We start from the raw sequence: 23,593 nt of genomic DNA, 5'->3' as shown, positions 1-23,593 counted from the left end.
GTCCCCCGCCTCGCGCCGCGCATGGGCGAGGGCGAGCCAGGGCTCGGGCGCGTCGGGCTGCAGCGCCGTGGCGGCCTCGAGCGGCGCGATCGCCGCCGCCGGATCGCCGAGGGCGGACAGCGCCTGGCCGAGGTTGCGCAGGGTCACCGCGTCCTCGGGCTGGCGGGCGAGCGCGGCGCGCAGCGACAGCACCGCCTCGTCCAGGCGGCCGGCCTCGGCCAGGGCCGCGCCGCGGTTGGCGAGGAAGAGCGGCGCCTCGGGGGCAAGGGCGAGGGCGCGCGCGATGTGGCGCAGCGCGCCCTCGGGGTCGCCGCGCTGACGGGCGAGCACGCCGAGGAGGTTGTGGGCGTCCGGCGTGTCGGGCCGCCGCTTCAGCACCTGGCGGTACAGGCGCTCGGCGCCGGCGAGGTCGCCGCGCCGGTGCCGCTCGGCACCCTCGCGGAGCAGGGCCAGGACGTCAGGGCGTGTCATGCGTCATCGGGGCGGACATCGCCCCACTCTGCGGAGGGGCGGCGGGGGACGCAACGCCCCGCGCCGGGGCGCCTCACGGCCCGTTGTCGGGCGCCGTCTCGAGGCCGATGCCGCGGCGCAGCGCGTCGCGCGCCCGCGAGAGGCGGGAGCGCAGCGTGCCGGGCGGCACGCCCTGGATCGCCGCCGCCTCGGCATAGTCGAGCCCCTCCACCACCACGAGCCACAGCGCCTCGCGCTGGTTCGCCGGCAGGCGGCGGAAGGCGGCGACGAGGTCGCGCACCGCCTGGCGCTCCTCCTGCCCGCCGGAGACGGGCGCTTCGGGAAGGGTGTCGGCGCAGAGGAAGGGGCTGCGCGCGTCGCGCCGCATCTCCGCCGCGCGCGCGTGGCGCAGGATGGTGAACAGCCAGGCGCGCAGGTTGGTGCCGAGCGCGAACTGCCCCTGCGCCGCCATGGCGCGCATGAGCGTCTCCTGCACCAGATCCTCCACCGCCTCCGGGCGCTTGACCAGGAGCCGGGCGAAGCGGCGCAGCCGCGGGATCTCCTCGGCCAGGGCGGAGCCGAACCGCTGCGCCTCGGATGCGCCTGCCTGCTGCACGACCGTCACCGGCCCCTCCCCCCACGCCAGAGGGCCGGAGAGTATACGAAATGAAGGATGTCGGACCGCCCTCCCCCGCACACCCTTGCGTGTGGCGAGAGGGCTGGCCCCGCACGTTCGCGTGCGGCGCCATCCCCGCGCCGGAGGGGGCTCAGAACAGCCCCTCGATCCGCCCCTCGGCATCGAGGCCGATCCCCTCCGCCGCCGGGCGGCGGGGCAGGCCGGGCATGGTCATGACCTCGCCGCAGATCGCCACCACGAAGCCGGCGCCGGCCGAGAGCCGCACCTCGCGCAGCGGCAGCACATGCCCCTCCGGCGCGCCGAGCAGCGTCGGGTCGGCGCTGAAGCTGTAGGGCGTCTTGGCCACGCAGACCGGCAGGTGGCCGAAGCCCTGCTCCTCGAACCGGCGCAGCCGGGCCGCGGCGGCGGCGGGGATCGCCACCTCCGCCGCCCGGTAGATCTCCCGCGCGATGGTGCGCAGCTTCTCCGCCAGCGGCATCGAATCGGGATAGAGCGGCGCGAGGCGGGGCGCGGCGCCGCGCAGGCGCCGCTGCACGGCGCGGGCGAGGGCGAGCGCCCCCGCCGCCCCCTCGGCCCAGTGGGTGCAGAGCACCGCCTCGGCGCCGAGCGCCGCCATCGCGGCGCGCACCGCCTCGGTCTCGGCGGGGGTGTCCGTGTCGAAGCGGTTCAGCGCCACCACCACGGGCAGGCCGAACTTGCCCATGTTCTCCACGTGCCGCGCGAGGTTCGGCAGGCCGCGGCGCAGCGCCGCCAGATCCTCCCGCCCGAGATCGGCCTTCGCCGCGCCGCCGTGCATCTTCAGCGCCCGCACCGTGGCGACGACCACGCAGGCCGCGGGGGCGAGGCCGGCGCTGCGGCACTTGATGTGCAGGAACTTCTCCGCGCCGAGATCGGCGCCGAAGCCGGCCTCGGTCACCACCACCTCGGCGAGGCCGAGGCCGAGCCTGGTGGCGATCGCGCTGTTGCAGCCATGCGCGATGTTGGCGAAGGGCCCGCCATGCACCAGCGCCGGGGTGCCCTCCAGCGTCTGCACCAGGTTGGGGGCGAGCGCGTCGCGCAGCAGCGCGGCCATCGCGCCCGCGGCCTTGAGGTCGGCCGCGGTGACGGCGCGCCCGTCCCGCGCCTGGCCGACGATCATGCGCCCGAGCCGCGCCTGCAGATCGGCGGGGCCGGCGGCGAGGCAGAGCACCGCCATCACCTCGGAGGCGGCGGCGATGTCGAAGCCGTCCTCGCGCGGCACGCCCTGTGCGGGGCCGCCGAGCCCGACCACCATGCCGCGCAGCGCGCGGTCGTTCATGTCCAGGCTGCGGCGCCAGGTGATCCGGCGCGGATCGAGGCCGAGCGGGTTGTCCCAGTGGAGGTGGTTGTCCACCATCGCGGCCAGCAGGTTGTTGGCGCTGGTGACGGCGTGGAAGTCGCCGGTGAAGTGGAGGTTGATCTCCTCCATCGGCGCCACCTGCGCCCGCCCGCCCCCGGTCGCGCCGCCCTTGACGCCGAAGCAGGGGCCGAGGGCGGGCTCGCGCAGGCAGATCACGGTCCGGGTGCCGAGGGCGTTCAGCGCATCCCCGAGCCCGATCGTGGTGGTGGTCTTGCCCTCGCCCGCCGGGGTGGGGGTGATGCCGGTCACCAGCACGAGCCGCCCCGGCGGCCGCGCCGCGGCCTCCTCGGCGAAGCCGAGTTCCACCTTCGCCTTGTGGCGGCCATAGGGGATCAGCGCGGCCTCCGGGATGCCGGCGCGCGCGGCGATGTCGGCGATGGGCCGGAGCCTCGCGGCGCGGGCGATCTCGAGATCCGTGGCCATGCGGTGCATCCCCCTGTGCGAGCGGGCGCGCGCTTATCCTCCCCTCCCGGCCGGGGCAAGCGGCAGTGGGAACCTGGCGCGCCCCTGCGGCGTCCCCCCCGCATGGGCAGCCCCTGCATCGATGTCTGCCGCTACGACGAGGAGACCGGCTGGTGCCTCGGCTGCGGCATGACGCGGAAGGACAAGAAGGCGTGGAAGAAGGAGAAGGAGCGGCGCGCGGCGATCCGCGCCGCCCTGCCCGCGCGGCTCGCCGCGCTGCGGGCGGCGGGATGGCCGGTGGGCAAGGCGGCGCGGAAGAAGCGCAAGAAGAAGGAGGCTTCCCCGCTCGCCGCCGGGGAGGGGCCCGCCTGACCGGCCGCCCGGTCAGGCCGCCTCGCGCCGCCTGACGCCGAGATCGCCGAGCGCGGCGCCGATGGCGGCCACCGCGCCGCGCATCTCCTCCGGCGTCACCGCGCCGATGCAGCCCACCCGGAAGGTCGGCGCCTCGGTGTTGTGGAAGTTGCTGATCAGCACGCCGCGCGCCTTCAGCGCGTCCACGAAGGGCTGCAGCGCGAAGGCGGGGTCGGCGGGCTGGTGCACGGTGACGATCACCGGCCCCTGGTGCCGCCGCTCCAGATACGGCGTCAGGCCGAGCGCCCGCACGCCCTCGTACAGCACCCGCATGTTCTCCCCATAGCGGGCGAGCCGCGCCGGCTGCCCGCCCTCGCGCGCGAACAGGTCGAGCGCCACGGCGAAGGCCGCGAGCGCCTGCGCGGGCGGGGTGAAGCGGATGCTGCCCCAGCCCGACTGCAGCGCATGGGCGTGCACATCGGCGAGGTCGAGGGACCAGGAGCCGGCCCGCCCCGCCTCCAGCCGGTCGAGCCGCGCCACGCAGAAGCCGATGCCCGGCATCCCCTCCAGGCACTTGCCGGAGGTGAACACCACCGCGTCGCATTCCGGATGCGCGGCGAGGGAGAAGGGCAGGGCGCCGAAGGCCGAGACCGCATCGAGGATCAGCCGCCGCCCCGCCGCGCGCACCGCCGCGCCCACCGCCCCGGCGTCGTTGACGATGCCGCTGCCGGTCTCGCTGTACACCATCAGCACATGGCCGATGGCGGGGTCGGCGGCGAGCGCCGCGGCGATCTCCCCGGCCGTCACCGGGCTCGTGTCCGGCCCGGGCAGCGCCACCACCTCCCGCCCCGCCTCGCGGGCGAGGCGCGCGGCGCGCCGGGCGTAGCTGCCGTTCAGCGGCACCAGGACGCGCCCGCCCGGCGGGACGAGGCTACGGATCGCCGCTTCCAGCGCGAAGTGGCCGCAGCCCTGCAGCGGCAGGGTGGCGTGCAGGCCCGGCACGCCGCCGGCGATCTCCAGCACCCGCTCGCGGATGCCGGCATAGACGGCGCGGAATTCGTTGTCCCAGGGGGCGATGTCCTCGGCCATGGCGGCGCGGACCTCGGGCCGGGTCCGCACGGGGCCGGGGATGAGCAGGAGCATGGCGTTATCAACCTTCAGGCGCGTTCAGCCGCGTCCGCCTTCTCGCATGCCGGGCCCGGAAAGGAGAAGCCCGCCGATCTCCCGCCGCAGCTTGAGGCGGATCGCCTCGGCGAAGGCGGCGTAGTCGGGGCAGTGCATGACGAAGCTGCCGGGCCCGCCGATCACCTCCTCGCGGTAGTGCTCGAGGAGGTCCGGCTCCTCGTCCAGCACCGCGAGCGCGCTGATGGTGACGCCGGCGGCGACGCCGATATCGCGCACCGGCCCGGGTGGGCGGCCCTGGTTGTTGCGCCCGTCGCCCGAGACGTCGAGGGCGAGGCGCGTCGCCTCGGCCGGGCAGCGGGCGAGCAGGGCGAGGCCCGCCGCCATCCCCTCCCCCAGCGCGGTGGCGCCGGGCCGCGGCAGGCGGGGCGCGAGGTCCACCGCCTCAGCGAAGGCGGCGGCCGCCTCCTCTCCGTCGAGGCGCATCCAGGGCACCGCCACCTCCTGCGCTCCGGCATCCGACCAGAACAGCATGGCCACCGCCACCGCGCCGCGCGGCCCGGCGGCGACGGCGGCGGCGATTCCGGGGTCGCGGAAGGCCGCGGCGTAGCCGCCGACCATCAGCGCGAACTCGTCGTAGTCCACGCTCGCCGAGACATCCACGGCGAGGCAGAGGGCGAGGTCCACGGGGTTCATGCCGCGGCCCGGCCCCGTGGGCGGGAATGGCACATCGCGAAGCGGTTTCCCGTTGCTGTCCGCCGCCGAGGCAGGGCGGCGGGGGGCTTGGCGCCGTTTCCACTCGCCTGTGGTCGTGGAAACGGCGCCAGCCCCATTGGTTGCAGGGTGGAGGCGCGCTCCCGGCCGTTTCCCGACCGCCCGATCGAGGGCGGACGCGCGATCCGCCCGGCGGATCGCGCCGCGGATCGGATCGCGGACGGGCGCAACGCGCGCCGGGCGCGGCGCGGGGAAAGCAAGGCTTCCAACGCCGCGCATGCCCCGCCCATAATGCGCTTAACAACCATTCGGGGGGCTTTCATCCATGCAGCGACGCGACCTTCTGCTCGGCCTCGCCGCCAGCGGGCTCGCCGCGCCCGCGGCACGCGCGCAGGCCGCCTGGCCGAACCGGCCGATCCGCCTGATCGTTCCCTTCACCCCTGGCGGCTCGACCGACACCATGGCGCGCATCGCCGCGCAGAAGCTGCAGGAGCGCCTCGGCCAGCCGGTGGTGGTGGAGAACCGCTCCGGCGGCAACGGCGCGGTGGGCGGCATCGCGGTGGCGCAATCCGCGCCGGACGGCCACACCTTCTGCGCCTCGGCCTCGATCCAGGTGATGGCGCGCTGGGTAATGCGCGAGCCCGGCTACGACCCGCTGCGCGACCTGGTGCCGGTCGCCCGCACCGGCCAGGGCGCGCTGCTGCTGGTGATGAACCGCGACCGCACGCCCACCACCATCACCGAGCTGGTGGCGGCGGCGCGGGCGAACCCGCGCGACTGGACCTTCGGCACCTCCTCCCTCGGCGCCGCGGGGCACCTGGCGACGGTGGAGTTCAACCGCCTCTCCGGCCTCGACATCCCGATCGCCAGCTACCGCGGCACGGCGCCGGCGGTGCAGGACCTGGTGGCGGGCAACATCCAGCTCCTGCTGGACCCGATGCTGGCGCTGGTGCCGCAGGTGCGCGCCAACCGCGTGCGCGCCCTCGCCATCACCGCGCCGCAGCGCAGCCCGGCGGTGCCGGAGGTGATGACGGCGGCGGAGTCCGGCATGCCGGGGCTGGAATTCTATTCCTGGTGGGGCCTGTGGGCGCCGCGGGGGATCCCGCCCGAGATCGTGGCGCGGGTGAACGCCATCCTGCGGGAGGGGATGCGCGAGCCCGACGTGGTGCAGCGCCTGACCGACATGGGCATCGAGCCTGTCGCCGAGACACCCGAGCAATTCGCCGCCTTCATCGAGCGCGACGTGGCGCGCAACGTGGAGCTGCTGCGCCTCGCCAATTTCAGGCCGGAATAGGGCCGGAAGCGGAACGGCGCGCCCCCGCTTGCGGCGGATCAAGCCCGGGGGCGCACCCGCCCGGTATGACGTTTGCGTTGCACACGTCCGGTTCCGCAGGCGGGAGAGCCCTCCATGACCAACCGCCCCATGCAGGAGATCATCGTCCGCCGCACGCCGGTGACCCTGCCCCCCGACGCCACGGTGCAGCAGGCCTGCCAGCGGATGCGCGACAGCCGCATCGGCGCCGTCCTCGTCACCGACGCGGCGGGCCGGCTGCTCGGCATCTTCACCGGCAGGGATGCGATCTGCCGCATGCTGGCCGAGGGGCGCGACCCCGCCCGCACCCGGCTCGGGGAGGTGATGACGCCCCGGCCCGAATGCCTCGGCCCGCGCGCCCGCGCCATCGAGGCGCTGCGGCTGATGCGCGACTGCGGCTTCCGCCACGTGCCGGTGGTGGACGGGGAGCGGCTGCTCGGCATCGTCTCGCGCGGCGACTTCCAGGGGACGGAGCAGGCGAGGCTCGAGGAGGAGAGCCACCTCTGGGAGCGGCTCTGACAGGCCGGCCGCATCTGCGCGCGGCCGCCTCGGGCCGGCAAACCCGGCCGCTGGCGCCCGATCCGCGGAGACGGGAGCGCCAGGGCGGCGATCCGGCCCGGCGGGGAGCGGAGGCGCGATCCACCGGAGCGGATCGCGCTGTAGCATGGCGCCGCGCGCCCTCCGCCGCGGGGGCGCGCCGTCAGGGGAGGACACCATGCCGAAGCGCGCCATCGTCTCCGACCGCCTGCCCCCGCCCTCGGGCCATTTCGCCCCGGCCATCGTGGCGGAGGCGAAGGGGCGGCTGGTCTTCGTCTCCGGGATGCTCGCCAAGGGCCCGGACGGCGCCATCGTCGGACGCGGCGACATCGTGGCGCAGACCCGCCAGGTCTGCGAGAACCTGAAGGCCGCGCTGGAGGCGGCGGGCGGCACGCTCGAGGATGTGTGCCGGGTGGACGTCTATGTCCGCAACATGGAGCATTTCGCCGCGATCCACGAGGTCCGGCGCGCCTACTTCCCCGGCACGCCGCCGGCCTCCACCATGGTGGAGGTGTCGAAATTCACCACCCCCGACGCGCTGATCGAGATCAGCGCCATCGCCGTGCTGCCGTGACCGACCCCCTGCTGATCGCGCCGGAGGCGCTGGCGCGCGAGCTTGGCGCTCCCGGCCTCGCCGTGCTGGACGGCACGGTGTTCCAGCGCCCGGCGCCCGACCTCTCCACCCTGCTCTCGGAAAGCGCGCGCGAGGCCTTCCTCGCCGCCCGCATCCCCGGCAGCGTCCATCTCGACGCCCTGGAATGGCTGTGGGACCGCGGGCGGGGGCTGCGCTTCGCCCTGCCGGCGCCGGACGCGGCGGCGGCGGCCTTCGGCGCGCATGGCGTCGGCGACGGGATGCGCGTCGTCGTCTATGACCGGGTGCGCGGCAATTGGGCGGCGCGGACCTTCTGGACGCTGCGCTGGCTCGGCTTCGACGCGGTGCGGGTGCTGGATGGCGGTTTCGACGCCTGGGTCGCCGCCGGCCTGCCGGTGGAGTCCGGCCCCGCCGCGCCGCCGCCGCGCCGCGTGCTCACGCCCCGCCCGCGCCCCTGCCTGATCGCCGGGCGGGAGGAGGTGCTGGCCGCCCTCTCCGACCCCGGCGCGGTGGTGGTGAACGCCCTCTCGGCGGAGCAGCATGCCGGCACGGGCGGCGTGCGCTACCACCGGCCCGGCCGCATCGCCGGCAGCCGCAACCTGCCCGCGGTGGCCCTGACCGATCCCGCGACCGGCCGCTTCCTCGCGCCCGAGGCGGTGGCGGCCCGCGCGAGGGAGGCCGGCATCCCGCCCGGCGCGCGCGTCATCGCCTATTGCGGCGCCGGCATCGCCGCCTCGAACCTCGCCCTCGCCCTTCGGCGCGCAGGGTGGCAGGAGGTCGCGGTCTATGACGGCAGCCTGGACGAATGGGGCCGCGACCCGGCCCTGCCGATGCAGACCGGATGATGTCCGGGCGGGCGGGATTGGGGCGGGAGGATTCGAACCTCCGCATGGCGGAACCAAAATCCGCTGCCTTACCGCTTGGCTACGCCCCAGCGCCGAACGTGGAATAGGCGCCGTCCCGCCCCGGCGTAAAGCCCCCGGGCGCCCCTGCCGCCCGCCACCAGGCCCCGGGCAGCTCCGCCGCCGCCCGCTCCGCCGCCGCGGCATCGGCGAACAGGGCGAAGCAGGTGGCGCCGGAGCCGCTCATGCGCGCGAGCAGGCAGCCCGGCAGCGCCCGCAGCGCCGCCAGCACCTCTCCCACCGCCGGGCACAGCGCCCGCGCCGGCGCCTCGAGGTCGTTGCCGAGCGCAGCGAGGTCGCGGGCCATGGCGGCGGCGTCCGCCCAGCCCTCGGGCAGCGCGGCGGGCGCCGAGAAGGGGCCGCTGCGGGCGCGGAACACGGCGGGGGTGGCGAGCGGCACGCCGGGGTTCACCAGCAGCAGGCCGCAGGGCGGCAGCGCGGGGGCGGGGAGGAGCGCCTCCCCCACCCCGCCCATGCGCGCCGGGCGGGAGGCGAGGCAGACCGGCACATCCGCCCCGAGCCCGGCCGCGACCTCCGCCAGCGCCCCCGCCCCGAGGCCGAGGCCCCACAGCCGGTCGAGCGCCCGCAGCGCCGCCGCCGCATCGGCCGAGCCGCCGCCGATGCCGGAGGCGACCGGCAGGCGCTTCTCGAGCCGCAGCGCCGCCTGTGGCGCGATCCCCGCGGCCGCGGCCAGCGCCCGCGCCGCGCGCAGCACCAGGTTGTCCGGCTCGGCCGCCAGCGCGGCGCCGAAGGGTCCGGCCACGGTCAGCGTCAGCCCCTCGGCCGGCGCGGCCTCCACGAGGTCGGCCGCCGGGCCGAACACCGCCAGGCTGTCGAGCAGGTGATAGCCGTCCGCCCGCCGCCCGGTGACGCGCAGGTAGAGGTTGACCTTGGCCGGCGCCGCCTCACGGATCATGGGCGGGGGCCTGCAGCGGCTCCCGCTCGGGCGGGATCGCCTGGACGGCGTGCCTCGGGGCGCTGGCGCATGTGGCGTGGGCCGGGGGAGCGGGAGCCGGCTCTAGCGCTGCGCGTGGCTGGCCGAGTGGCCGGGCAGGCCGTCGCGCAGCTTGGCCTCGATCTTCGGAACCTCCTCGGGCTCAGGATCGAGCGCCAGGGCGCGGCGCCACTGGAACCGCGCCTCCCGGTGGCGGCCGGCGGCCCAGTAGGCGTCGCCCAGATGGTCGTTGATGACGCTGCTGCGCGGCTCCAGCTCCACCGCCTTCTCCAGCCAGCGGATGGCGCCGGGCAGGTCGCCCAGGCGGAACAGCACCCAGCCCAGGCTGTCGGCGATGTTGCCGTCCTGCGGGCGCAGCTCCACCGCGCGCTCCAGCATCGCCCGCGCCCGCTCCAGGTTCTTGCCCTTGTCGGCCCAGGTGTAGCCCAGATAGTTCAGCACGTAGGGCTGGTCGGGGGAGAGTTCGAGCGCGCGCAGGAAGTCGGCCTCGGCGCGCGGCCAGTCGCCCGAGCGTTCATGGGCGATGCCACGGGCGTAGAACAGCAGCCAGTCGGCCGCACCCGGGCTGGCGATGCGCGCCAGCGCCTCGTCATAGGCGGCGGCCGCCTCGGCGAAGCGGCTGCGTCGGCGCAGCAGGTCGCCCAACCGGGTGACCGGCTGCGGCTGCGCCGGGTAGGCGGTGGCGAGGTCGCGCAGCGCCGCCACCGCCTCCTCGGTGCGGCCGATCCGGTCGAGCAGCGCGGCACGGCGCAGCGCCGCCACCGGCGCCAGCGCATCGGCGGGGCCGATCAGGGCCAGGCGCTCCATCGCCTGGTCCTCGTGGCCCCGCTCGCCCAGCACGTCGGCGACGAGCACGAGGGAGGGTGCGTGCCCTGGCCGCAGCCGCAGCGCAAGCTGGGCGAGCACCAGCGAGAAGTCGGGCGAGCCCTGGCTGCGCAGCGCGCCGGCGAGCGCGGCATAGGCCTCCGCCATGCCCTCGGCGGCCGAGGTGACGTCGCGCGTGGCCAGCTTGTTGCGGCGCAGCACCTCGACCGCCGCGAGTCCCGCATCCTCGCCCCCCGCCGCCACCTGCTCGATCAGGCGCCGCGCCTCGGCGGGGTGGCCGGCGCGGTGCAGCACGCCGGCGACGAGCAGCGCGAGGCGCCAGGGCGGGCTCGGCTGCTCGGCGATGGCGAGGCGCGCCATGCGCTCGGCCTCGCGCGGCCGTCCCGCGAGCTCGGCGATCAGCGCCGCGTGCAGGGCGTTGAGGCTGCGCAGCCGGTTGGCCTCGACCAGCGGGCGCAGCGTGGCCAGCGCCTGCTCCGGCTGGCCGCGGCCGAACTGCGCCCAGGCGAGCAGCACCGGCTGGAGGAGCTGCGCCGGGCCGCCGCGCTCGAGCGTGCGCAGCCTCTGCTCGGCGCGCTCCCACCGGCCGGCCTGCACGTCGCCGCCGATCAGCAGCAGCCGCGCCGCCGGGTTGTCCGGCAGGCGGCGGGCCAGGCGCTGCGCCTCCGCACGGCCGTCGAGCAGCGCCGCGACGAAGGCGCGGTTCAGCAGCTCCGGCTGCGCCGGGTCGGCGCGCAGCGCGGCGAGCAGGCTGTCGGCGGCGGTGCGGGTGTCCACCTCCGAGGCGGCGAAGCGGCCGACCAGATAGGCGCCGAGCGCGCCGGGCGCCGGCTCCCCGGTGGCGCGCGGCGCAGGCCCCGCCGGGGCGCCGCCGGCGGCGCAGGCGGAGAGCAGAGCGGCCCCGAGAAGCGCAAGCCGCCAGGGAGAACCCCGAATTCTCATGGAAGGGAAGGCTAGCAGCCCGCCCCCCGCGGCGCCAGCGCCGCGCGCCGCCTCCACCGCTCAGCCGGGCCGCGCGTAGTCCTCGAAGCGCGCCAGCGCTTCCGCGATCTCGGTCGCGCCGAGCAGCACCGGCGCGAGCCCCGCGGCGCGCAGCGCGAGGTATTGGCGCGCCAGGTTCTCCACCTCGAAGGCGAGCGCCTCGGCGCCGGCCAGCGTTGCGCCGAGGGCGACGACGCCGTGGTTGGCGAGCAGCGCCGCCCGCCGCCCCGCCAGCGCCGCCACCGCCGCCTCCGCCAGCGCCGCGGTGCCGAAGGTGGCGTAGGCCGAGCAGCGTATGTCCTCCCCGCCCGCCAGCGCGATCATGTAGTGCAGCGGCGGAATGCCTTGCCGCGCGCAGGAGAGGGCGGTGGCGAAGGGGCTGTGGGTGTGCACTACCGCCCCCGCCTCTGGCCGCGCCGCATAGATCGCCGCGTGCAGGCGCCATTCCGAGGAGGGACGGCGATGGCCCGAGAGCACGGCCCCATCCGGCGCGAGCTCCACCAGGTCGGCCGGCGCGGTGTCGGCGTAGGGCAGGCCGGAGGGGGTGATGAGAAAGCCGCGCGCGGTGCGGAGGGAAAGGTTGCCGGACCTGCCCGGCATGAACCCCGCCGCGTCCAGCGCCCGCGCGGCGGCGAGGAGGGCCTCGCGCGCCGCCTCCCCGCCGGAGCGACGGGGAGTCCGGCCGCGCGCCGCGCCATGGATGCTCGGCATGGATCCCCCCGGAAGGGCGGCGACCTCCGCCGCCCGGATCACGGGCCGCCCGTCAGGGCGCGCGGGCGCCGCTCCGACGGGCCGGCCCTGGCGCCTCAGCGGAAGGGCATGGGCGGGCGGGGCATCTCCTGGCCCTGCCGGGCGGCGTCCTCGCTGCGGCGGTTCAGCTCCCGGGTGGTGTCGGGCCCCGGCGTCAGCGCGTCCTGGCCGGCGCGGGCGCGGCGCAGGCTCTCCTCGTTGAGCCGCTCGATGACCGCCGATTCCCGGTCCTGGCGCGGCGGGGAGGCGCTCCAGGCGGGCAGGGAGGCGGTGGCGAGGCCGGCGAGGGCGAGCACGGCAATGCGGGTTGGCGACATCTGTTCCTCCACGAATCGACCCGGCGCGATTCCGGCGCCGCGCGCATCTAAGCATCCGCGGCCGGCGCCGGAACCGACAAAGCCGCGACCGGCCACATCCCGCCCCGGCTACATCCCGCCGATGTAGTTCGGGCCGCCGCCGCCCTCCGGCGTGCGCCAGTCGATGTTCTGCAGCGGGTCCTTGATGTCGCAGGTCTTGCAGTGCACGCAGTTCTGCGCGTTGATGACGAGGCGCACGCCGCCGTCGCCCGCCTCTGCCGTCGCGCCCGGCACGGCGTCGGCCTGCGCGTCCGGAGTGCCCTTGAGCTCGCGCTCCGCCTCCGGCCCCACCGCCTCGTACACCGCGGCGGGGCAGTAGCGGCTCTCCGGGCTGCGGTAGAGATCCCAGTTGGTGCCCTTCCAGCGCGAGGGGTCCTTCAGCACCAGATGCACCGGCTGGTCCTCCTCGTGGTTGGTGTTGGAGAGGAACACCGAGGAGAGGCGGTCGAAGGTGAGCACGCCGTCGGGCTTCGGGTACTCGATCTTCCTCGCCTGGGAGGCCGGCTTCAGCGTCTCGTGGTCCTGGTGGTGGCGCCAGGTCCAGGGCGCCTTGCCGCGCAGCAGGTAGGCGTCCACCGCCGACCACGCCATCGCGCCCCAGAAGCCGAATTTGGCGAAGGCGGGGCGGATGTTGCGGACGTCGTGCAGCTCCTTCCACACCCAGCTCTCGCGCATCATGCGCTCGTAGCTCTCGAGCACGGGCGGGCGCGCCCCGCCCCGCAGCGCCTCCGCCACCGCCTCGGCCGCCACCATGCCGGACTTCATCGAGGTGTGGGTGCCCTTGATCTTCGGCACGTTGAGGAAGCCCGCGCAGTCGCCGATCAGCGCCCCGCCCGGGAAGACCAGCTTCGGCGTGGCCTGGATGCCGCCCTCGTTCAGCGCCCGCGCGCCGTAGGCGATGCGCTTGCCGCCCTCCAGCATCTTCCGCACCTCGGGGTGCGTCTTGAAGCGCTGGAACTCCTCGAAGGGCGAGAGCCAGGGGTTCGGATAGTCGAGCCCGACCACGAAGCCGATCGAGACCAGGTTCTCCCCCAGCATGTAGAGCCAGGAGCCGCCATAGGTGTCGGAGGTGAGCGGCCAGCCGACGGAATGCCACACCAGGCCGGGCTGGTGCCTCTCCTTCGGGATCTCCCACAGCTCCTTGATGCCGAGGCCGTAGGTCTGCGGCGCCACGCCCTCGCGCAGGTTGTAGCGCTCCATCAGCTTCTTCGAGAGGCTGCCGCGGCAGCCCTCGGCGAACAGCGTGTAGGGCGCGCGCAGCTCCATCCCCGGCTGGTAGTTCGGCCCCCTGGTGCCGTCCCGGCGGATGCCCATCACGCCGGCGACCACGCCGCGCACCTGGCCGTCCTCGATGATGGTCTCGCTCGCCGCGAAGCCCGGATAGATCTCGACGCCGAGCGCCTCCGCCTTGGCGCCGAGCCAGCGGCAGACATTGCCGAGGGAGACGATGTAGTTGCCCTCGTTGTGCATGGTCCGCGGCGTCGGCAGGCGGATCGCCCGCGTCGCCGTCAGGTACATGAACCGGTCGTCCCTGGCCGGCGTGGTCAGCGCCGGCGGGTCGTCGCGCCAGTCCGGGATCAGCTCGTCGAGGGCGCGGGGCTCGAGCACGGCGCCGGAGAGGATGTGCGCGCCGATCTCGCTGCCCTTCTCCACCAGGCAGACCGCCACCTCGGGCATGAGCTGCTTCAGCCGGATCGCCGCCGCGAGGCCGGCCGGCCCGCCGCCCACGATCAGGACGTCGAACTCCATCGCCTCGCGCTGCTCGGTCTCCTCGGCCATGCCCGATCCTCCTCGTTTCCGCCGGTGTAGCGGAGGGGCGGGTTGCACGAAACCCCGCACCCGTCTGATATCCCTGGCATGGCCGCGGAGCAGGGGATGGAGGGCGGGACGCGCGGGGCGCTGTTGGCCGCGCTGCGGCTGCAGCTCGACTGGGGCGCGGACGAGGCGCTGCTCGAGGCGCCGGCGGACCGCACCCGCCCGCCCCCCGCCGCGCCGGAGCCCTCCCGCCCCCCGCGCCCGGCGGCGCCCGGCCGCATCGCCCTGCCGCCCGCGGCGGCCGAGGCCGGCGCCCTCGCCGCCGGCGCCGCCACCCTCGCGGCGCTGCGCGAGGCGATGGCCGCCTTCGGCGGCAGCCCGCTGCGCGAGACCGCGACCAGCCTCGTCTTCGCCGACGGCGTGGCGGAGAGCGGGCTGATGCTGATCGGCGAGGCGCCGGGGGCGGACGAGGACCGGCTGGGGCGCCCCTTCGTCGGCGCCTCCGGCCAGCTCCTCGACCGGATGCTGGCGAGCATCGGCCTCGACCGGGGGCGGAATTTCTACATCACCAACATCCTGCCCTTCCGCCCGCCCGGCAACCGCACGCCGACCGACGCGGAGATCGCGCTGTTCCTGCCCTTCGTGCTGCGCCACGTCGCGCTGGCGGCGCCGCGGCGGCTGGTGCTGCTCGGCGGCGTCGCCGCCAAGGCGCTGCTCGGGGCGCGGGAGGGGATCACGCGACTACGCGGACGTTGGCACCAAGTAACGTTGCCGGACGGCACCGCCATTCCGGCGCTGGCGACGCTGCATCCGGCCTATCTGCTGCGCAATCCGGCCGCCAAGCGCGATGCCTGGGCCGATCTGCTGCTGCTGCGGCGCAGCCTGGACGCGGATTAGGCGCCGCCCCGGCCGCCACGGACTTGCCACAATCCCCGCCGCTCCGGCCTGCATCGCCGCCGGGTTCAGGGATTCGCATGTTTCTTTCCGACGGCCCGGTCATTTTCCGGGTTGCGTCACAGGTGCCCGGAAGGTTAACGGCGAGGGGCCATGCGAGCGATCGGCCCCATGGCCCTCCGCCCCCTCCTGCCGCTGCTCGGCGGCCTCGCCTGGGGGGCGGCGCTGCTCGCCGGTGCGGCCGCACCGGCGATGGCGCAGCGGGCCCCCGACCAGACCGCCATGAGCGTCCCCCGCCCCCAGGCCCCGGCCGCGCGGGGGGCCACGGAGGTTCCCGGCCTGCCGGCGGTGCTGGCGCCCTCGGAGGCGCTGCGCCTGCGCCGCATCTTCGACCTGCAGGCGCGCGGCGATCTCGCCGCCGCGGCACGCGAGACCGAGCGCCTCACCGACCGCCGCCTGCTCGGCCACGTCCTCGCCGACCGGTGGTCCCGCCCGGGCGCCGAGCCGGGCCCCGAGGCGCTGCATCTCTGGCTCGCCGAATACGCCGATCACCCCGACGCGCCGGCGATGCACGCGCGCCTGGCGCGGGCCCTGCCCCGCGGCGCGCCGCTCCCCGCCCCGCCCGCCCTGCCCGACGCGCTGGCCGAGGAGGCCGGAACGGCGCCGGAGGAGCGCGAGGGCGCCGCCCAGCACCGCTTCGTCCGCAACCCTGCCCTCGACCGCACGGTGCGCGAGCGGGCGCGGGAGGGGCGGGCGCAGGACGCCCTGGCGCTGATCGCCCGCACCCGCGGCATGACCCCCGCCTACGCCGCGGCGCTGAAGGCGGAGCTCGCCATGGGGCTGTTCCGCGCCGGCCGCGACGAGGAGGCGTTCCGCATCGCCGCCGAGGCCTCGCGCGAAGCGCCGGAGAACGCCCAGGCCGCCTTCACCGCCGGCCTCGCCGCCTGGGGCATCGGCCGCTACGAGGCCGCGCTCCTGCATTTCGAGCGTGCCGCGCGCGCCGAGGGCGCCGCCCCGGCGCTGCGCTCCGCCGCCGCCTTCTGGACCGCGCGTGCCGCCGTGCGTGCCCGCCGCCCGGCCGAGTACGTGCCCTGGATGACGCTGGCGGCGCAGGAGCCGCGCACCTTCCACGGCCTGGTCGCCCGCCGCGCCCTCGGCCTGCCCGGCAACTTCGCCTGGGAGCGGGAGCTGGCCGGCGAGGCCGAGGCCGCGGCGCTGGCCGAGACCGCTGGCGGCTGGCGGGCGCTGGCGCTGCTGCAGATCGGCCAGGCCGCGCGCGCCGAGGCGGAGCTGCGCCTGCTCTGGGCGCGGGCGCAGAACAACCCCCCCCTCGCCCGCGCCATGCTGGCGGTGGCGGAGCAGGCGGGGCTGGCCGGGCTCGCCGCGCAGCTCGCCACCGCCTCCCAGGCGAGGGACGGGCGGCCGCGCGACTTCGCCCGCTTCCCGGTGCCGCGGCTGCGCCCGCAGGGCGGCTTCCGCGTGGATCCGGCACTGCTCTTCGCGCTGGCTAGGCAGGAATCGAATTTCGACCCGAAGGCGGTCTCCCCCGCCGGGGCGCGCGGGCTGATGCAGATCATGCCCGCCACGGCGAGCTACGTGGCGCGCGACCCGAGCCTCGCCGGGGAGGGCATGCACCGGCTGCACGACCCGGCCTTCTCGCTGGAGCTGGGGCAGCGCTACCTGCTCTACCTGGCGCGGCACGAGGCGGTGGAGGGCAACCTGATCCGGCTGCTCGCCGCCTACAACGCCGGGCCGGGGAACCTCTCCCGCTGGCTGCCCGCAGTCGGGCACCGCGACGACCCCTTCCTGTTCATCGAGGCGATCCCGGTGGACGAGACGCGGCACTTCGTGCGGCAGGTGCTGGCCTATTCCTGGATCTACGCCTCCCGCCTCGGCCTGCCCGCGCCCTCGCTCGACCAGCTCGCCGCCGGCAGCTTCCCGCGCCTCGCCGGCGCCGAGGAGGTGACGGCGATGCTGCGCCAGCGCCCGCGGGCGCTACAGTAGGGCGCCATCCCGGAAGGAGCGCCCGCCATGCCGATCGACGAATCCCTGCCCTTCCTGCCGGTCAACATCGCCGTCCTCACCGTCAGCGACACGCGCGACCTGGCGAGCGACCGCAGCGGCCAGACCCTGCAGGAGCGCATCGAGGCCGCCGGCCACCGCTGCGTGGCGCGGGAGGTGGTGAAGGACGAGGCGGACGCCATCGAGGCGGTGCTGCGCCGCTGGATCGCCGACGCGGAGGTGGACTGCGTGATCAGCACCGGCGGCACCGGCATCACCGGCCGCGACGTGACGCCGGAGGCGTTCAGGCGGGTGCTGGAGAAGGAGATCGAGGGCTTCGGCGAGCTGTTCCGCATGCTGAGCTACCGCAAGATCGGCACCTCCACCATGCAGAGCCGCGCCCTCGGCGGCGTGGCGGAGGGCACCTACCTCTTCGCGCTGCCGGGCAGCACCGGCGCCTGCAAGGACGCCTGGGACGACATCCTGGCCTTCCAGCTCGACAGCCGCCACCGCCCCTGCAACCTGGTGGAGCTGATGCCGCGGCTGCGGGAGCACCTGAAGGCGGCGTAGACGGCGCGGCTCCCGCCGGCGTGATCGGCCGCGGGGGCGCGGCGTGGCAGAGTGCCGCACCGGGAGGATCATCAGGCCATGCGCATCACCGCCGCCATCGCCCGCACGCCCCGCGCGCCGCTGGAGCTGGCCGAGCTGGAGATCGAGCCGCCGCGCGAGGACGAGGTGCTGGTGCGCGTCGTCGCCTGCGGCGTCTGCCACACCGACCTCGTCTGCCGCGACCAGGAGCTGCCGGTGCCGCTGCCTGCCGTGCTCGGCCACGAGGGGGCCGGCATCGTCGAGCAGGTCGGCGGCCGCGTGGCCACGGTGCGGCCCGGCGACAAGGTGCTGCTGAGCTACGACAGCTGCGGCGGCTGCCCCTCCTGCCGCGCCGCCGCACCCTTCTACTGCCACCAGTTCGGCCCGTTCAATTTCGGCTGCCGCCGCCCGGACGGCACCACGCCGCTGCGCGCGGAGGCGGTGGAGGTGGGCGGGCGCTTCTTCGGCCAGAGCGCCTTCGCCACCCACTGCATCGCGCGCGAGCGCAACCTGGTGCGGGTGGCGCCGGACGCGCCGCTCGAGACCTACGCCCCCCTCGGCTGCGGCGTGCAGACCGGGGCGGGGACGGTGATGAACGCGCTGCGCCCGGAGGCGGGCAGCAGCATCGCCGTGTTCGGCTGCGGCACGGTCGGGCTCTCGGCCATCCTCGGCGCCGTGCTGCAGGGCTGCGCGCGCATCCTGGCGGTGGACCCGAACCCGGCGCGGCGGGAGATGGCGCGGGCCTTCGGCGCCACCGACCTGCTCGACCCCAAGGCGACCAACGACGTCCCCGCCGCGGTGCGCGAGCTGCTGGGCGAGGGCGGCGCGGGCAGCAGCGTGGAGTGCACCGGGCTGCCGGAGGTGGCGGCGCAGGCGGCCGCCTGCCTCGCCCCGCGCGGCGTCTGCGCCATCGTCGGCGCGGCGCCGGCCGATGCCGCCTACACCTTCCCCGCCATGCCGCTGCTGGTGCAGGGCTGGACCATCCGCGGCGTGATCGAGGGCGAGAGCCGCCCGGCCGAGTTCCTGCCGCGGCTGATCGCCCTGCACGGCCAGGGCCGCTTCCCCTTCGACCGCATGATCCGCCGCTACCCCTTCACCGAGATCAACGAGGCAATGGCGGCGAGCGCGCGGGGCGAGGCGATCAAGCCCGTGCTGGTGATGTAGGGGGCGCCTCCGGCGGCGGCACCGTTCCCGGCCGCGGGTCCACCGGCACCAGGCGGTCGAGGCCGCTGAGCCGCTCGAACAGCGCCGCCGCGCAGAGCGCCACCTCCTCCCGCCGCGGCGGGGCGGCGATCTGCAGGCCGATCGGCCGGCCGTACCGGTCGAAGCCGCAGGGCACGGCGATGGCGGGGCAGCCGGCCAGGGTGATGGCGGCGTTCAGCATCGAGGCCGCCATGTAGTTCTCGAGCCTGACGCCCGCGACGCTCTCCGGGTGGCGCAGCATCACGTCGAAGGCGGGCGTCGCCGCGCCCGGCGTCACCAGCACGTCGAAGCGGGCGAACATGGCCGCCACGCGACGGTACCAGGCGGCGCGCTCGCGCTCGGCCCAGGCGAGACGGCTCGGCGTGGCGGCGAGGCCGCGTTCGGTGTTCCAGATGATGTCGGGCTTGATCAGCTCCCGGTGGGTTTTCAGCTGCAGCTCGCGGTCCACGACGAAGTGCTGGCTGCGCAGCACCAGGAACGCCTCCTGCAGCGCGCCGAGATCGGGGGCGAACTCCTCCACCGCGCAGCCCGCCGCCTCGAAGCGGCGCACCGCCTCGGCGCAGATCGCCCGCGTCTCGCGGTCCACCGGCAGGGCGCCGTTGAAGTCGGCGGTGAAGGCGATGCGGCGCGGGCGGTGCCGCTCCGCCTCGGCCACCGCCGCGGCGTAGGGGGTGGCGGGGGCGTCGTAGGTGAGCGGGTCGAGCGGGTCCCAGCCCGCCATGGTGTCGAGGAAGAGCGCCACGTCCGGCACGGTGCGCGCCATCGGCCCCTGCACGGAGAGCGGCGAGAACAGGTTGTTCGGCGCGCCGCGCGTGACCCGCCCCGGCGAGGGGCGCAGCCCGACCACGCCGCAATAGGTGCCGGGGCGGCGCAGGCTGCCGGCATGGTCGCTGCCATGGGCGAGCCACGCCTCGCCCGCCGCCACGCTGACCGAGCCGCCGCCGGTCGAGCCGCCGCAGGTCAGCGCCGTGTTCCACGGGTTGCGGGTGCGGCCGAACACCTCGTTGAAGGTGGAGCCGCCGGCGCCGAATTCCGGCGTGTTGGACTTGGCGATGACGATGCCGCCCAGCCGCTCGATCCGCTCGACCAGCGGGTGGGACCTGTCCGGCACGTGGTCCTTGAAGATCGGCGAGCCGTAGGTGGTGCGCACCCCGGCGACGTCGGTGAGGTCCTTGATCGTCACCGGCAGGCCGCCGAGCCAGCCCGGCTCGCCCTCCGCCTCCCGCCCCTCGCCCGCCATCAGGCGCCGCGCATGCGCCCGCGCGCGGTCGAGGCAGAGGGTGGGCAGCGCGTTCAGCGCCGGCTCCACCGCGGCGATGCGCCGCTCGGCGGCCTCGATCAGGTCGAGCGGCGAGACCTCGCGGCGCCGGAGGCGCGCCACCGCCTCGGTCGCGGTCAGGCGGATCAGGTCGTCGGACATGCGTGGGCTCCCTCCCGGCGCGGCGATTGCAGCGCCAGTGGCGGGCGGGCGCAACCTACCGTGCGGCCAGGAAGGCGTCCGTCTCCGCCGCCTCGGGACAGGCGGCGGCGCCGTCGCGCGTGCAGGCGATCGCCGCGGCGGCCGCGGCGCGGCGCATGGCGGCGGCGAGCGGCAGGCCGCGATCGAGCGCGGCGGCGAGGACGCCGCACCAGCAATCGCCCGCGCCGGTGCTGTCCCGCGTCGCGACCGGAAAGGCGGGCTGGTGCAGCGCGCCTTCCGCGGTCGCCGCCTCCGCCCCCGCCGCGCCCCGCGTCACCGCGACGCCGGTGCCGAGCGCGGCGGCGAGCGGCGCCGCCTCCGCCGCGCAGCCGAGCGCGGCGCCGAGCCAGGCGGCCTCCCGCTCGTTGGCGATGAGGAGGTGCGCGGCGCGCAGCGCCGTCTCCGGCAGCGGCGCGGCGGGGGCGAGGTTCAGCAGCACCCGCGCCCCGCGCGCCCGCGCCCGCAGGGCGAGCGCCGCGATCTCCGCCGCCGGCACCTCCATCTGCAGCAGCAGGGTGGTGGCGGGGCCGAGCGCCGCGTCCTCCACCTGCGCCGCGCGCGCCCCGGCATTCGCACCGCTGGCGACAGCGATCTGGTTGCGCCCCTCCGGATCCACGCAGATGGCGGCGCAGCCCGTGGGCGCCCCGCTCACGGCGAGCCGCGTCAGGTCCACCCTGGCGGCGCGCAGCGCGGCGAGCGCCACCTCCGCCATCGCGTCGCGCCCGACCGCGCCGGCGAAGGCGGTGACGGCGCCGTCGCGGGCGGCGGCGACCGCCTGGTTGGCGCCCTTGCCGCCGGGCAGCGCCCGCCACCCCTCCCCGAGCACCGTCTCCCCCGGCCCCGGCAGGGCGGGCAGGCGGAACACCAGGTCGGCGTTGACCGAGCCGAAGACGAGCACGCCCATGCCCGCCTCACCGCCCCGGCAGGGTCCAGCGGCCGAGCAGGAAGCCGAACAGCGCCGCGCCGCCGAGCAGCGCCACCACCTCGCCGAGCAGCGCATGGGCCAGCGGCAGGCCGAGCAGCACCAGCCCCACCAGCAGCGCCACCTTGGCCCAGCGCGCCAGCCCCCCCGGCGCCCTGCCGCCGCGCGGCCTCGCGGCCGGGCGGGGCGGCGGCGCCGCGCGGGGCGGGGCGCGGCGGGCCGCGGTCATGGCCGCCGCGCCATGGCGCGGCCGATCGCGATCCCGGCGGCGAGCGCCAGCAGCAGCCCGATCAGGGGCGCGTCGAAGAGGAAGGTGAACAGACCCCAGACCGCGCCGGCCACCGCAAGCGTCACCCAGATCGCCAGCGCGACGCCGAGCACCAGCAGCAGCACCGGCACGCCGAGCAGGATCAGCAGCGCCAGGATGATCCATTCCATGCGCCTAGCCCTCGCGCCCGAGCGCCGCCATCAGCTCCCGCCACTCGCGCCGCGAGAGGCCGCTCGCCTCCGGCGCCACCGCCTCGCCCGCCAGCAGGCGGCGCAGCACGGCGAGCATCTGCGCCGACAGCGTCACCGCGCCGAGGCGGTAGTCGCGGAACGCCTCGAAGCAGAGCGGCACCCAGGCCCGCACCGTCTCCAGCATCGCCTCGGCATAGGCGCGGATCTCGTACTGGGCGTGCGGGTCGGCGCGCAGGGAGAGGAAGTGCAGCAGGTTGTGCAGGTCGGTCTTCCAGTACCACTGCGTATAGGTGTTGAGGGTGAGGTTCATGCGCGCGAGCTCCCGCGCCAGGCCCTGCCGCGCCGGGTCGAGCGCGCGGCCGTGCTCGTCCTCGTTCAGCATCTCGAGGTAGTGGTCGTAGTTGCGCGCCGCGTCCTCGCGCAGAAGGTCGAGCACGCGCGCGGCCTCGCGCCCTTCCAGGATGTCCCCCCGGCCTTGGCGGTTCACCGCCGATTGCGCCGCAAGGTGCTCCGGCGCGGGGATGTAGAACTCCCGGTCCAGGATGGAATAGCGGGCCGAGTACTCGTTCACGTTCGCCGTGCGGTGGCGGATCCACTGCCGGGCCACGAAGATCGGCAGCTTCACATGGTACTTGATCTCGCACATTTCGAAGGGGGTGGAGTGGCGGTGCCGCATCAGGTAGCGGATCAGCCCGCGGTCCTCGTTGGCCGCGCGGGTGCCGCGGCCGTAGGAGACGCGCGCCGCCTGCACCACCGCCCCGTCATCGCCCATGTAGTCCACGACACGCAGGAAGCCGTGGTCGAGCACCGGGATCGCCTGGTGCAGCAGCGCCTCCAGCGCCGGCACGGTGGGGCGGCGGGTGCGCGATTCGGCGGCCCGCGCCGCCTCGATCTCCCGCTGCTGCTCCTCGGTCAGCGCCATGCGCGGCCTTCTCCCTCGCGTCGGTCGGGCGGGGCCGGCCCCGCCGCCGCCCCTTATGCATCGGCCGGCGGGGGCCGCGACAGGGGCCTGCGCGAGGTGCTGGAAATCGTGGCCGGCCTGCCCTACATCCCATCCGCCGCCTTCGGGCGGCTATGGCGATAAACGCGGCCTGGAATAAGCGTAGCGGACCCGGGGGCAGTGCCCGGCGCCTCCACCATTCACCCCTTCGGGGGCTCCTGGGGGCGAAACAGGCTCGACGCGCGTGGTAAAGAGGCCGTTTTCGCCCGGCATGGTTCCGCCGTCATCGGGCCGTATCACAAGTGCCAACGACAACAGCCGCGAGGCTGTGGCGCTCGCTGCCTAACACTAGGTAAGCGCGGTCCGGGGGGCACCGGGCAACAGAAGCCCCCCACTTCTCCGCCGGAACCCCTTTTGCCCGCAGGCGACTCACCCTAAGGTTGCGGCGAGGGTGGCAGAACGCATGACACAGAGCCTGATCGAGACCGAGAGCCTCCTGCCCTACGCCCGCTGGGCGGAGGAGGCGCTGCGCGGCGTGGTGGTCGAGGCGCTGGCCTACACCGCCGAGCACGGCCTGCCGGGCGAGCATCATTTCTACCTCACCTTCCGCACCGACCATCCCGGCGTCTCCCTGCCCGGGCACCTCAGGGCGCGCTACCCGCAGGAGATGACGATCGTCCTGCAGCACCGCTTCTGGGACCTGAAGCTCGATCATGCCGCCGGCAGCTTCTCGGTGGGGCTTTCCTTCGGCGGCGTGCCGGCGACGCTGACCATCCCCTTCAAGGCGGTCACGGCCTTCGCCGACCCGCATGTGCGCTTCGGCCTGCGCTTCCAGCCGCCGGAGGAGGCGCCCGCGGCCGCCGCCGAGCCCGCGGGGGAGACCGCCCCGGCAGCGGAGGCCCCGCCGGCCGGGCAGGAGCCGCAGGTGGTCAGCCTCGACGCCTTCCGCCGCCGCCCGACGCGCGACTAGGCGGAGCGGACGGCGCGCCCGGGAAGGCGTCCGCGTCCCTCCGAGGCCGGCGCGGAAGACGCTACCCGGAAATCCCAGGCAGGTTCGGGCCTGCTCCGGCCTTTCTTCCGCGGCCTGGAACCTTGCGCCCGCAGCGTG

General features: G+C 75.8%; 25 protein-coding genes, 1 tRNA gene and 1 other RNA gene. 11 read left to right on the top strand and 16 right to left on the bottom strand.

Going from position 1 to position 23,593, the window contains the following annotated elements; translation table 11 throughout:
* The 3 genes from ET526_RS10265 to ET526_RS10255 all read right to left on the bottom strand — a co-directional run.
* On the bottom strand, positions 1-471 hold a 471-nt coding region (locus ET526_RS10265; RefSeq protein ID WP_135467597.1), incomplete at its 3' end, for a tetratricopeptide repeat protein.
* A 73-nt stretch (positions 472-544) separates the two neighbouring features.
* Entirely contained in the window at positions 545-1,075 is a 531-nt protein-coding gene (locus ET526_RS10260; RefSeq protein ID WP_240048347.1) for an RNA polymerase sigma factor, read from the bottom strand.
* A 142-nt stretch (positions 1,076-1,217) separates the two neighbouring features.
* Complete coding sequence (locus ET526_RS10255; RefSeq protein WP_135467595.1) at positions 1,218-2,888, bottom strand: formate--tetrahydrofolate ligase; 1,671 nt, start codon at positions 2,886-2,888, stop codon at positions 1,218-1,220.
* A gap of 102 nt (positions 2,889-2,990) precedes the next feature.
* Here ET526_RS10255 and ET526_RS10250 point away from each other — a divergent pair, with 102 nt between their 5' ends.
* On the top strand, positions 2,991-3,239 hold the full coding sequence (locus ET526_RS10250; RefSeq protein WP_135467594.1) for a DUF1289 domain-containing protein: 249 nt from the start codon (positions 2,991-2,993) through the stop codon (positions 3,237-3,239).
* Positions 3,240-3,251: 12 nt separating this feature from the next.
* Here the strand turns inward: ET526_RS10250 and ET526_RS10245 are convergent, their stop codons facing one another.
* Both ET526_RS10245 and ET526_RS10240 read right to left on the bottom strand, forming a co-directional pair.
* On the bottom strand, positions 3,252-4,361 hold the full coding sequence (locus ET526_RS10245) for a 2-aminoethylphosphonate--pyruvate transaminase (protein WP_135467593.1): 1,110 nt from the start codon (positions 4,359-4,361) through the stop codon (positions 3,252-3,254).
* A 24-nt stretch (positions 4,362-4,385) separates the two neighbouring features.
* The gene (locus ET526_RS10240; protein ID WP_240048346.1) at positions 4,386-5,069 is read right to left on the bottom strand and encodes a DUF1194 domain-containing protein; all 684 of its coding nucleotides are present in this window, start codon (positions 5,067-5,069) and stop codon (positions 4,386-4,388) included.
* A 310-nt stretch (positions 5,070-5,379) separates the two neighbouring features.
* Between ET526_RS10240 and ET526_RS10235 the strand changes: the two genes are divergently transcribed.
* From ET526_RS10235 to ET526_RS10220, 4 genes are all read left to right on the top strand, one after another.
* A complete protein-coding gene (locus ET526_RS10235) occupies positions 5,380-6,348 on the top strand; it encodes a Bug family tripartite tricarboxylate transporter substrate binding protein (RefSeq protein ID WP_135467592.1) in 969 nt (322 codons plus the stop codon).
* Between the two features lie 114 nt (positions 6,349-6,462).
* Complete coding sequence (locus ET526_RS10230; RefSeq protein ID WP_135467591.1) at positions 6,463-6,885, top strand: CBS domain-containing protein; 423 nt, start codon at positions 6,463-6,465, stop codon at positions 6,883-6,885.
* Positions 6,886-7,081: 196 nt separating this feature from the next.
* A complete protein-coding gene (locus ET526_RS10225) occupies positions 7,082-7,477 on the top strand; it encodes a RidA family protein (RefSeq protein WP_135467590.1) in 396 nt (131 codons plus the stop codon).
* Complete coding sequence (locus tag ET526_RS10220; RefSeq protein WP_158295554.1) at positions 7,474-8,340, top strand: sulfurtransferase; 867 nt, start codon at positions 7,474-7,476, stop codon at positions 8,338-8,340. The genes ET526_RS10225 and ET526_RS10220 overlap by 4 nt, the downstream gene beginning before the upstream one ends.
* 17 nt (positions 8,341-8,357) lie before the next feature.
* Here the strand turns inward: ET526_RS10220 and ET526_RS10215 are convergent.
* The 6 genes from ET526_RS10215 to ET526_RS10190 all read right to left on the bottom strand — a co-directional run bounded on the left by ET526_RS10215 (position 8,358) and on the right by ET526_RS10190 (position 14,043).
* Positions 8,358-8,429, bottom strand: a tRNA-Gln gene (locus tag ET526_RS10215).
* A complete protein-coding gene (locus tag ET526_RS10210) occupies positions 8,420-9,313 on the bottom strand; it encodes a 4-(cytidine 5'-diphospho)-2-C-methyl-D-erythritol kinase (protein ID WP_135467588.1) in 894 nt (297 codons plus the stop codon). Before ET526_RS10210 ends, ET526_RS10215 begins: the two co-directional genes overlap by 10 nt.
* Positions 9,314-9,415: 102 nt before the next feature.
* Positions 9,416-11,119 carry a tetratricopeptide repeat protein gene (locus ET526_RS10205; protein ID WP_135467587.1) on the bottom strand — a complete coding sequence of 568 codons (1,704 nt, stop codon included), beginning with the start codon at positions 11,117-11,119 and terminating at the stop codon, positions 9,416-9,418.
* 60 nt (positions 11,120-11,179) lie between these two features.
* The gene (locus ET526_RS10200; RefSeq protein ID WP_135467586.1) at positions 11,180-11,869 is read right to left on the bottom strand and encodes a class II aldolase/adducin family protein; all 690 of its coding nucleotides are present in this window, start codon (positions 11,867-11,869) and stop codon (positions 11,180-11,182) included.
* 95 nt (positions 11,870-11,964) lie between these two features.
* A complete protein-coding gene (locus tag ET526_RS10195) occupies positions 11,965-12,225 on the bottom strand; it encodes a hypothetical protein (RefSeq protein WP_135467585.1) in 261 nt (86 codons plus the stop codon).
* Between the two features lie 108 nt (positions 12,226-12,333).
* Positions 12,334-14,043 carry an electron transfer flavoprotein-ubiquinone oxidoreductase gene (locus ET526_RS10190; RefSeq protein ID WP_135467584.1) on the bottom strand — a complete coding sequence of 570 codons (1,710 nt, stop codon included), beginning with the start codon at positions 14,041-14,043 and terminating at the stop codon, positions 12,334-12,336.
* 78 nt (positions 14,044-14,121) lie between these two features.
* Here ET526_RS10190 and ET526_RS10185 point away from each other — a divergent pair, with 78 nt between their 5' ends.
* From ET526_RS10185 to ET526_RS10170, 4 genes are all read left to right on the top strand, one after another.
* Complete coding sequence (locus ET526_RS10185) at positions 14,122-14,916, top strand: uracil-DNA glycosylase (RefSeq protein ID WP_135467583.1); 795 nt, start codon at positions 14,122-14,124, stop codon at positions 14,914-14,916.
* A gap of 168 nt (positions 14,917-15,084) precedes the next feature.
* The gene (locus tag ET526_RS10180; RefSeq protein ID WP_240048345.1) at positions 15,085-16,917 is read left to right on the top strand and encodes a lytic transglycosylase domain-containing protein; all 1,833 of its coding nucleotides are present in this window, start codon (positions 15,085-15,087) and stop codon (positions 16,915-16,917) included.
* A gap of 27 nt (positions 16,918-16,944) precedes the next feature.
* On the top strand, positions 16,945-17,484 hold the full coding sequence (gene moaB / locus ET526_RS10175; protein WP_135467581.1) for a molybdenum cofactor biosynthesis protein B: 540 nt from the start codon (positions 16,945-16,947) through the stop codon (positions 17,482-17,484).
* A gap of 78 nt (positions 17,485-17,562) precedes the next feature.
* Positions 17,563-18,666, top strand: coding sequence for an NAD(P)-dependent alcohol dehydrogenase (locus tag ET526_RS10170; protein ID WP_135467580.1), 1,104 nt, complete (start codon positions 17,563-17,565; stop codon positions 18,664-18,666).
* Here ET526_RS10170 and ET526_RS10165 read toward each other — a convergent pair.
* Genes ET526_RS10165 through thyX form a run of 5 tightly spaced genes read right to left on the bottom strand, consistent with a single transcriptional unit; the run spans position 18,644 to position 22,467 of the window.
* Entirely contained in the window at positions 18,644-20,125 is a 1,482-nt protein-coding gene (locus tag ET526_RS10165; protein ID WP_135467579.1) for an amidase, read from the bottom strand. The two genes, ET526_RS10170 and ET526_RS10165, sit on opposite strands and share 23 nt — an antisense overlap.
* A 55-nt stretch (positions 20,126-20,180) precedes the next feature.
* Positions 20,181-21,068 carry a PfkB family carbohydrate kinase gene (locus ET526_RS10160; protein WP_135467578.1) on the bottom strand — a complete coding sequence of 296 codons (888 nt, stop codon included), beginning with the start codon at positions 21,066-21,068 and terminating at the stop codon, positions 20,181-20,183.
* Positions 21,069-21,075: 7 nt separating this feature from the next.
* Positions 21,076-21,315 carry a hypothetical protein gene (locus ET526_RS10155; protein WP_135467577.1) on the bottom strand — a complete coding sequence of 80 codons (240 nt, stop codon included), beginning with the start codon at positions 21,313-21,315 and terminating at the stop codon, positions 21,076-21,078.
* Positions 21,312-21,524 (bottom strand): hypothetical protein, encoded by a 213-nt coding sequence (locus ET526_RS10150; RefSeq protein WP_135467576.1) that lies wholly within the window; start codon positions 21,522-21,524, stop codon positions 21,312-21,314. The genes ET526_RS10155 and ET526_RS10150 overlap by 4 nt, the downstream gene beginning before the upstream one ends.
* 4 nt (positions 21,525-21,528) lie before the next feature.
* Positions 21,529-22,467 (bottom strand): FAD-dependent thymidylate synthase, encoded by a 939-nt coding sequence (gene thyX, locus ET526_RS10145; protein ID WP_135467575.1) that lies wholly within the window; start codon positions 22,465-22,467, stop codon positions 21,529-21,531.
* Between the two features lie 96 nt (positions 22,468-22,563).
* Here thyX and ssrA point away from each other — a divergent pair.
* Positions 22,564-22,881, top strand: a transfer-messenger RNA (tmRNA) gene (gene ssrA, locus ET526_RS10140).
* 67 nt (positions 22,882-22,948) lie between these two features.
* Positions 22,949-23,455, top strand: a complete 507-nt coding sequence (locus ET526_RS10135) for an SspB family protein (RefSeq protein WP_135467574.1) — start codon at positions 22,949-22,951, stop codon at positions 23,453-23,455.
* The last annotated feature ends 138 nt before the right edge of the window (positions 23,456-23,593 follow it).

The sequence above is a fragment of the Crenalkalicoccus roseus genome, from assembly GCF_004761865.1.
In the GTDB taxonomy this organism is placed as follows: Bacteria; Pseudomonadota; Alphaproteobacteria; order Acetobacterales; family Acetobacteraceae; genus Crenalkalicoccus; species Crenalkalicoccus roseus.
The sequence above is the reverse complement of the archived record's forward strand: the minus strand, read 5'-3'. Positions and strand labels throughout refer to the sequence as shown.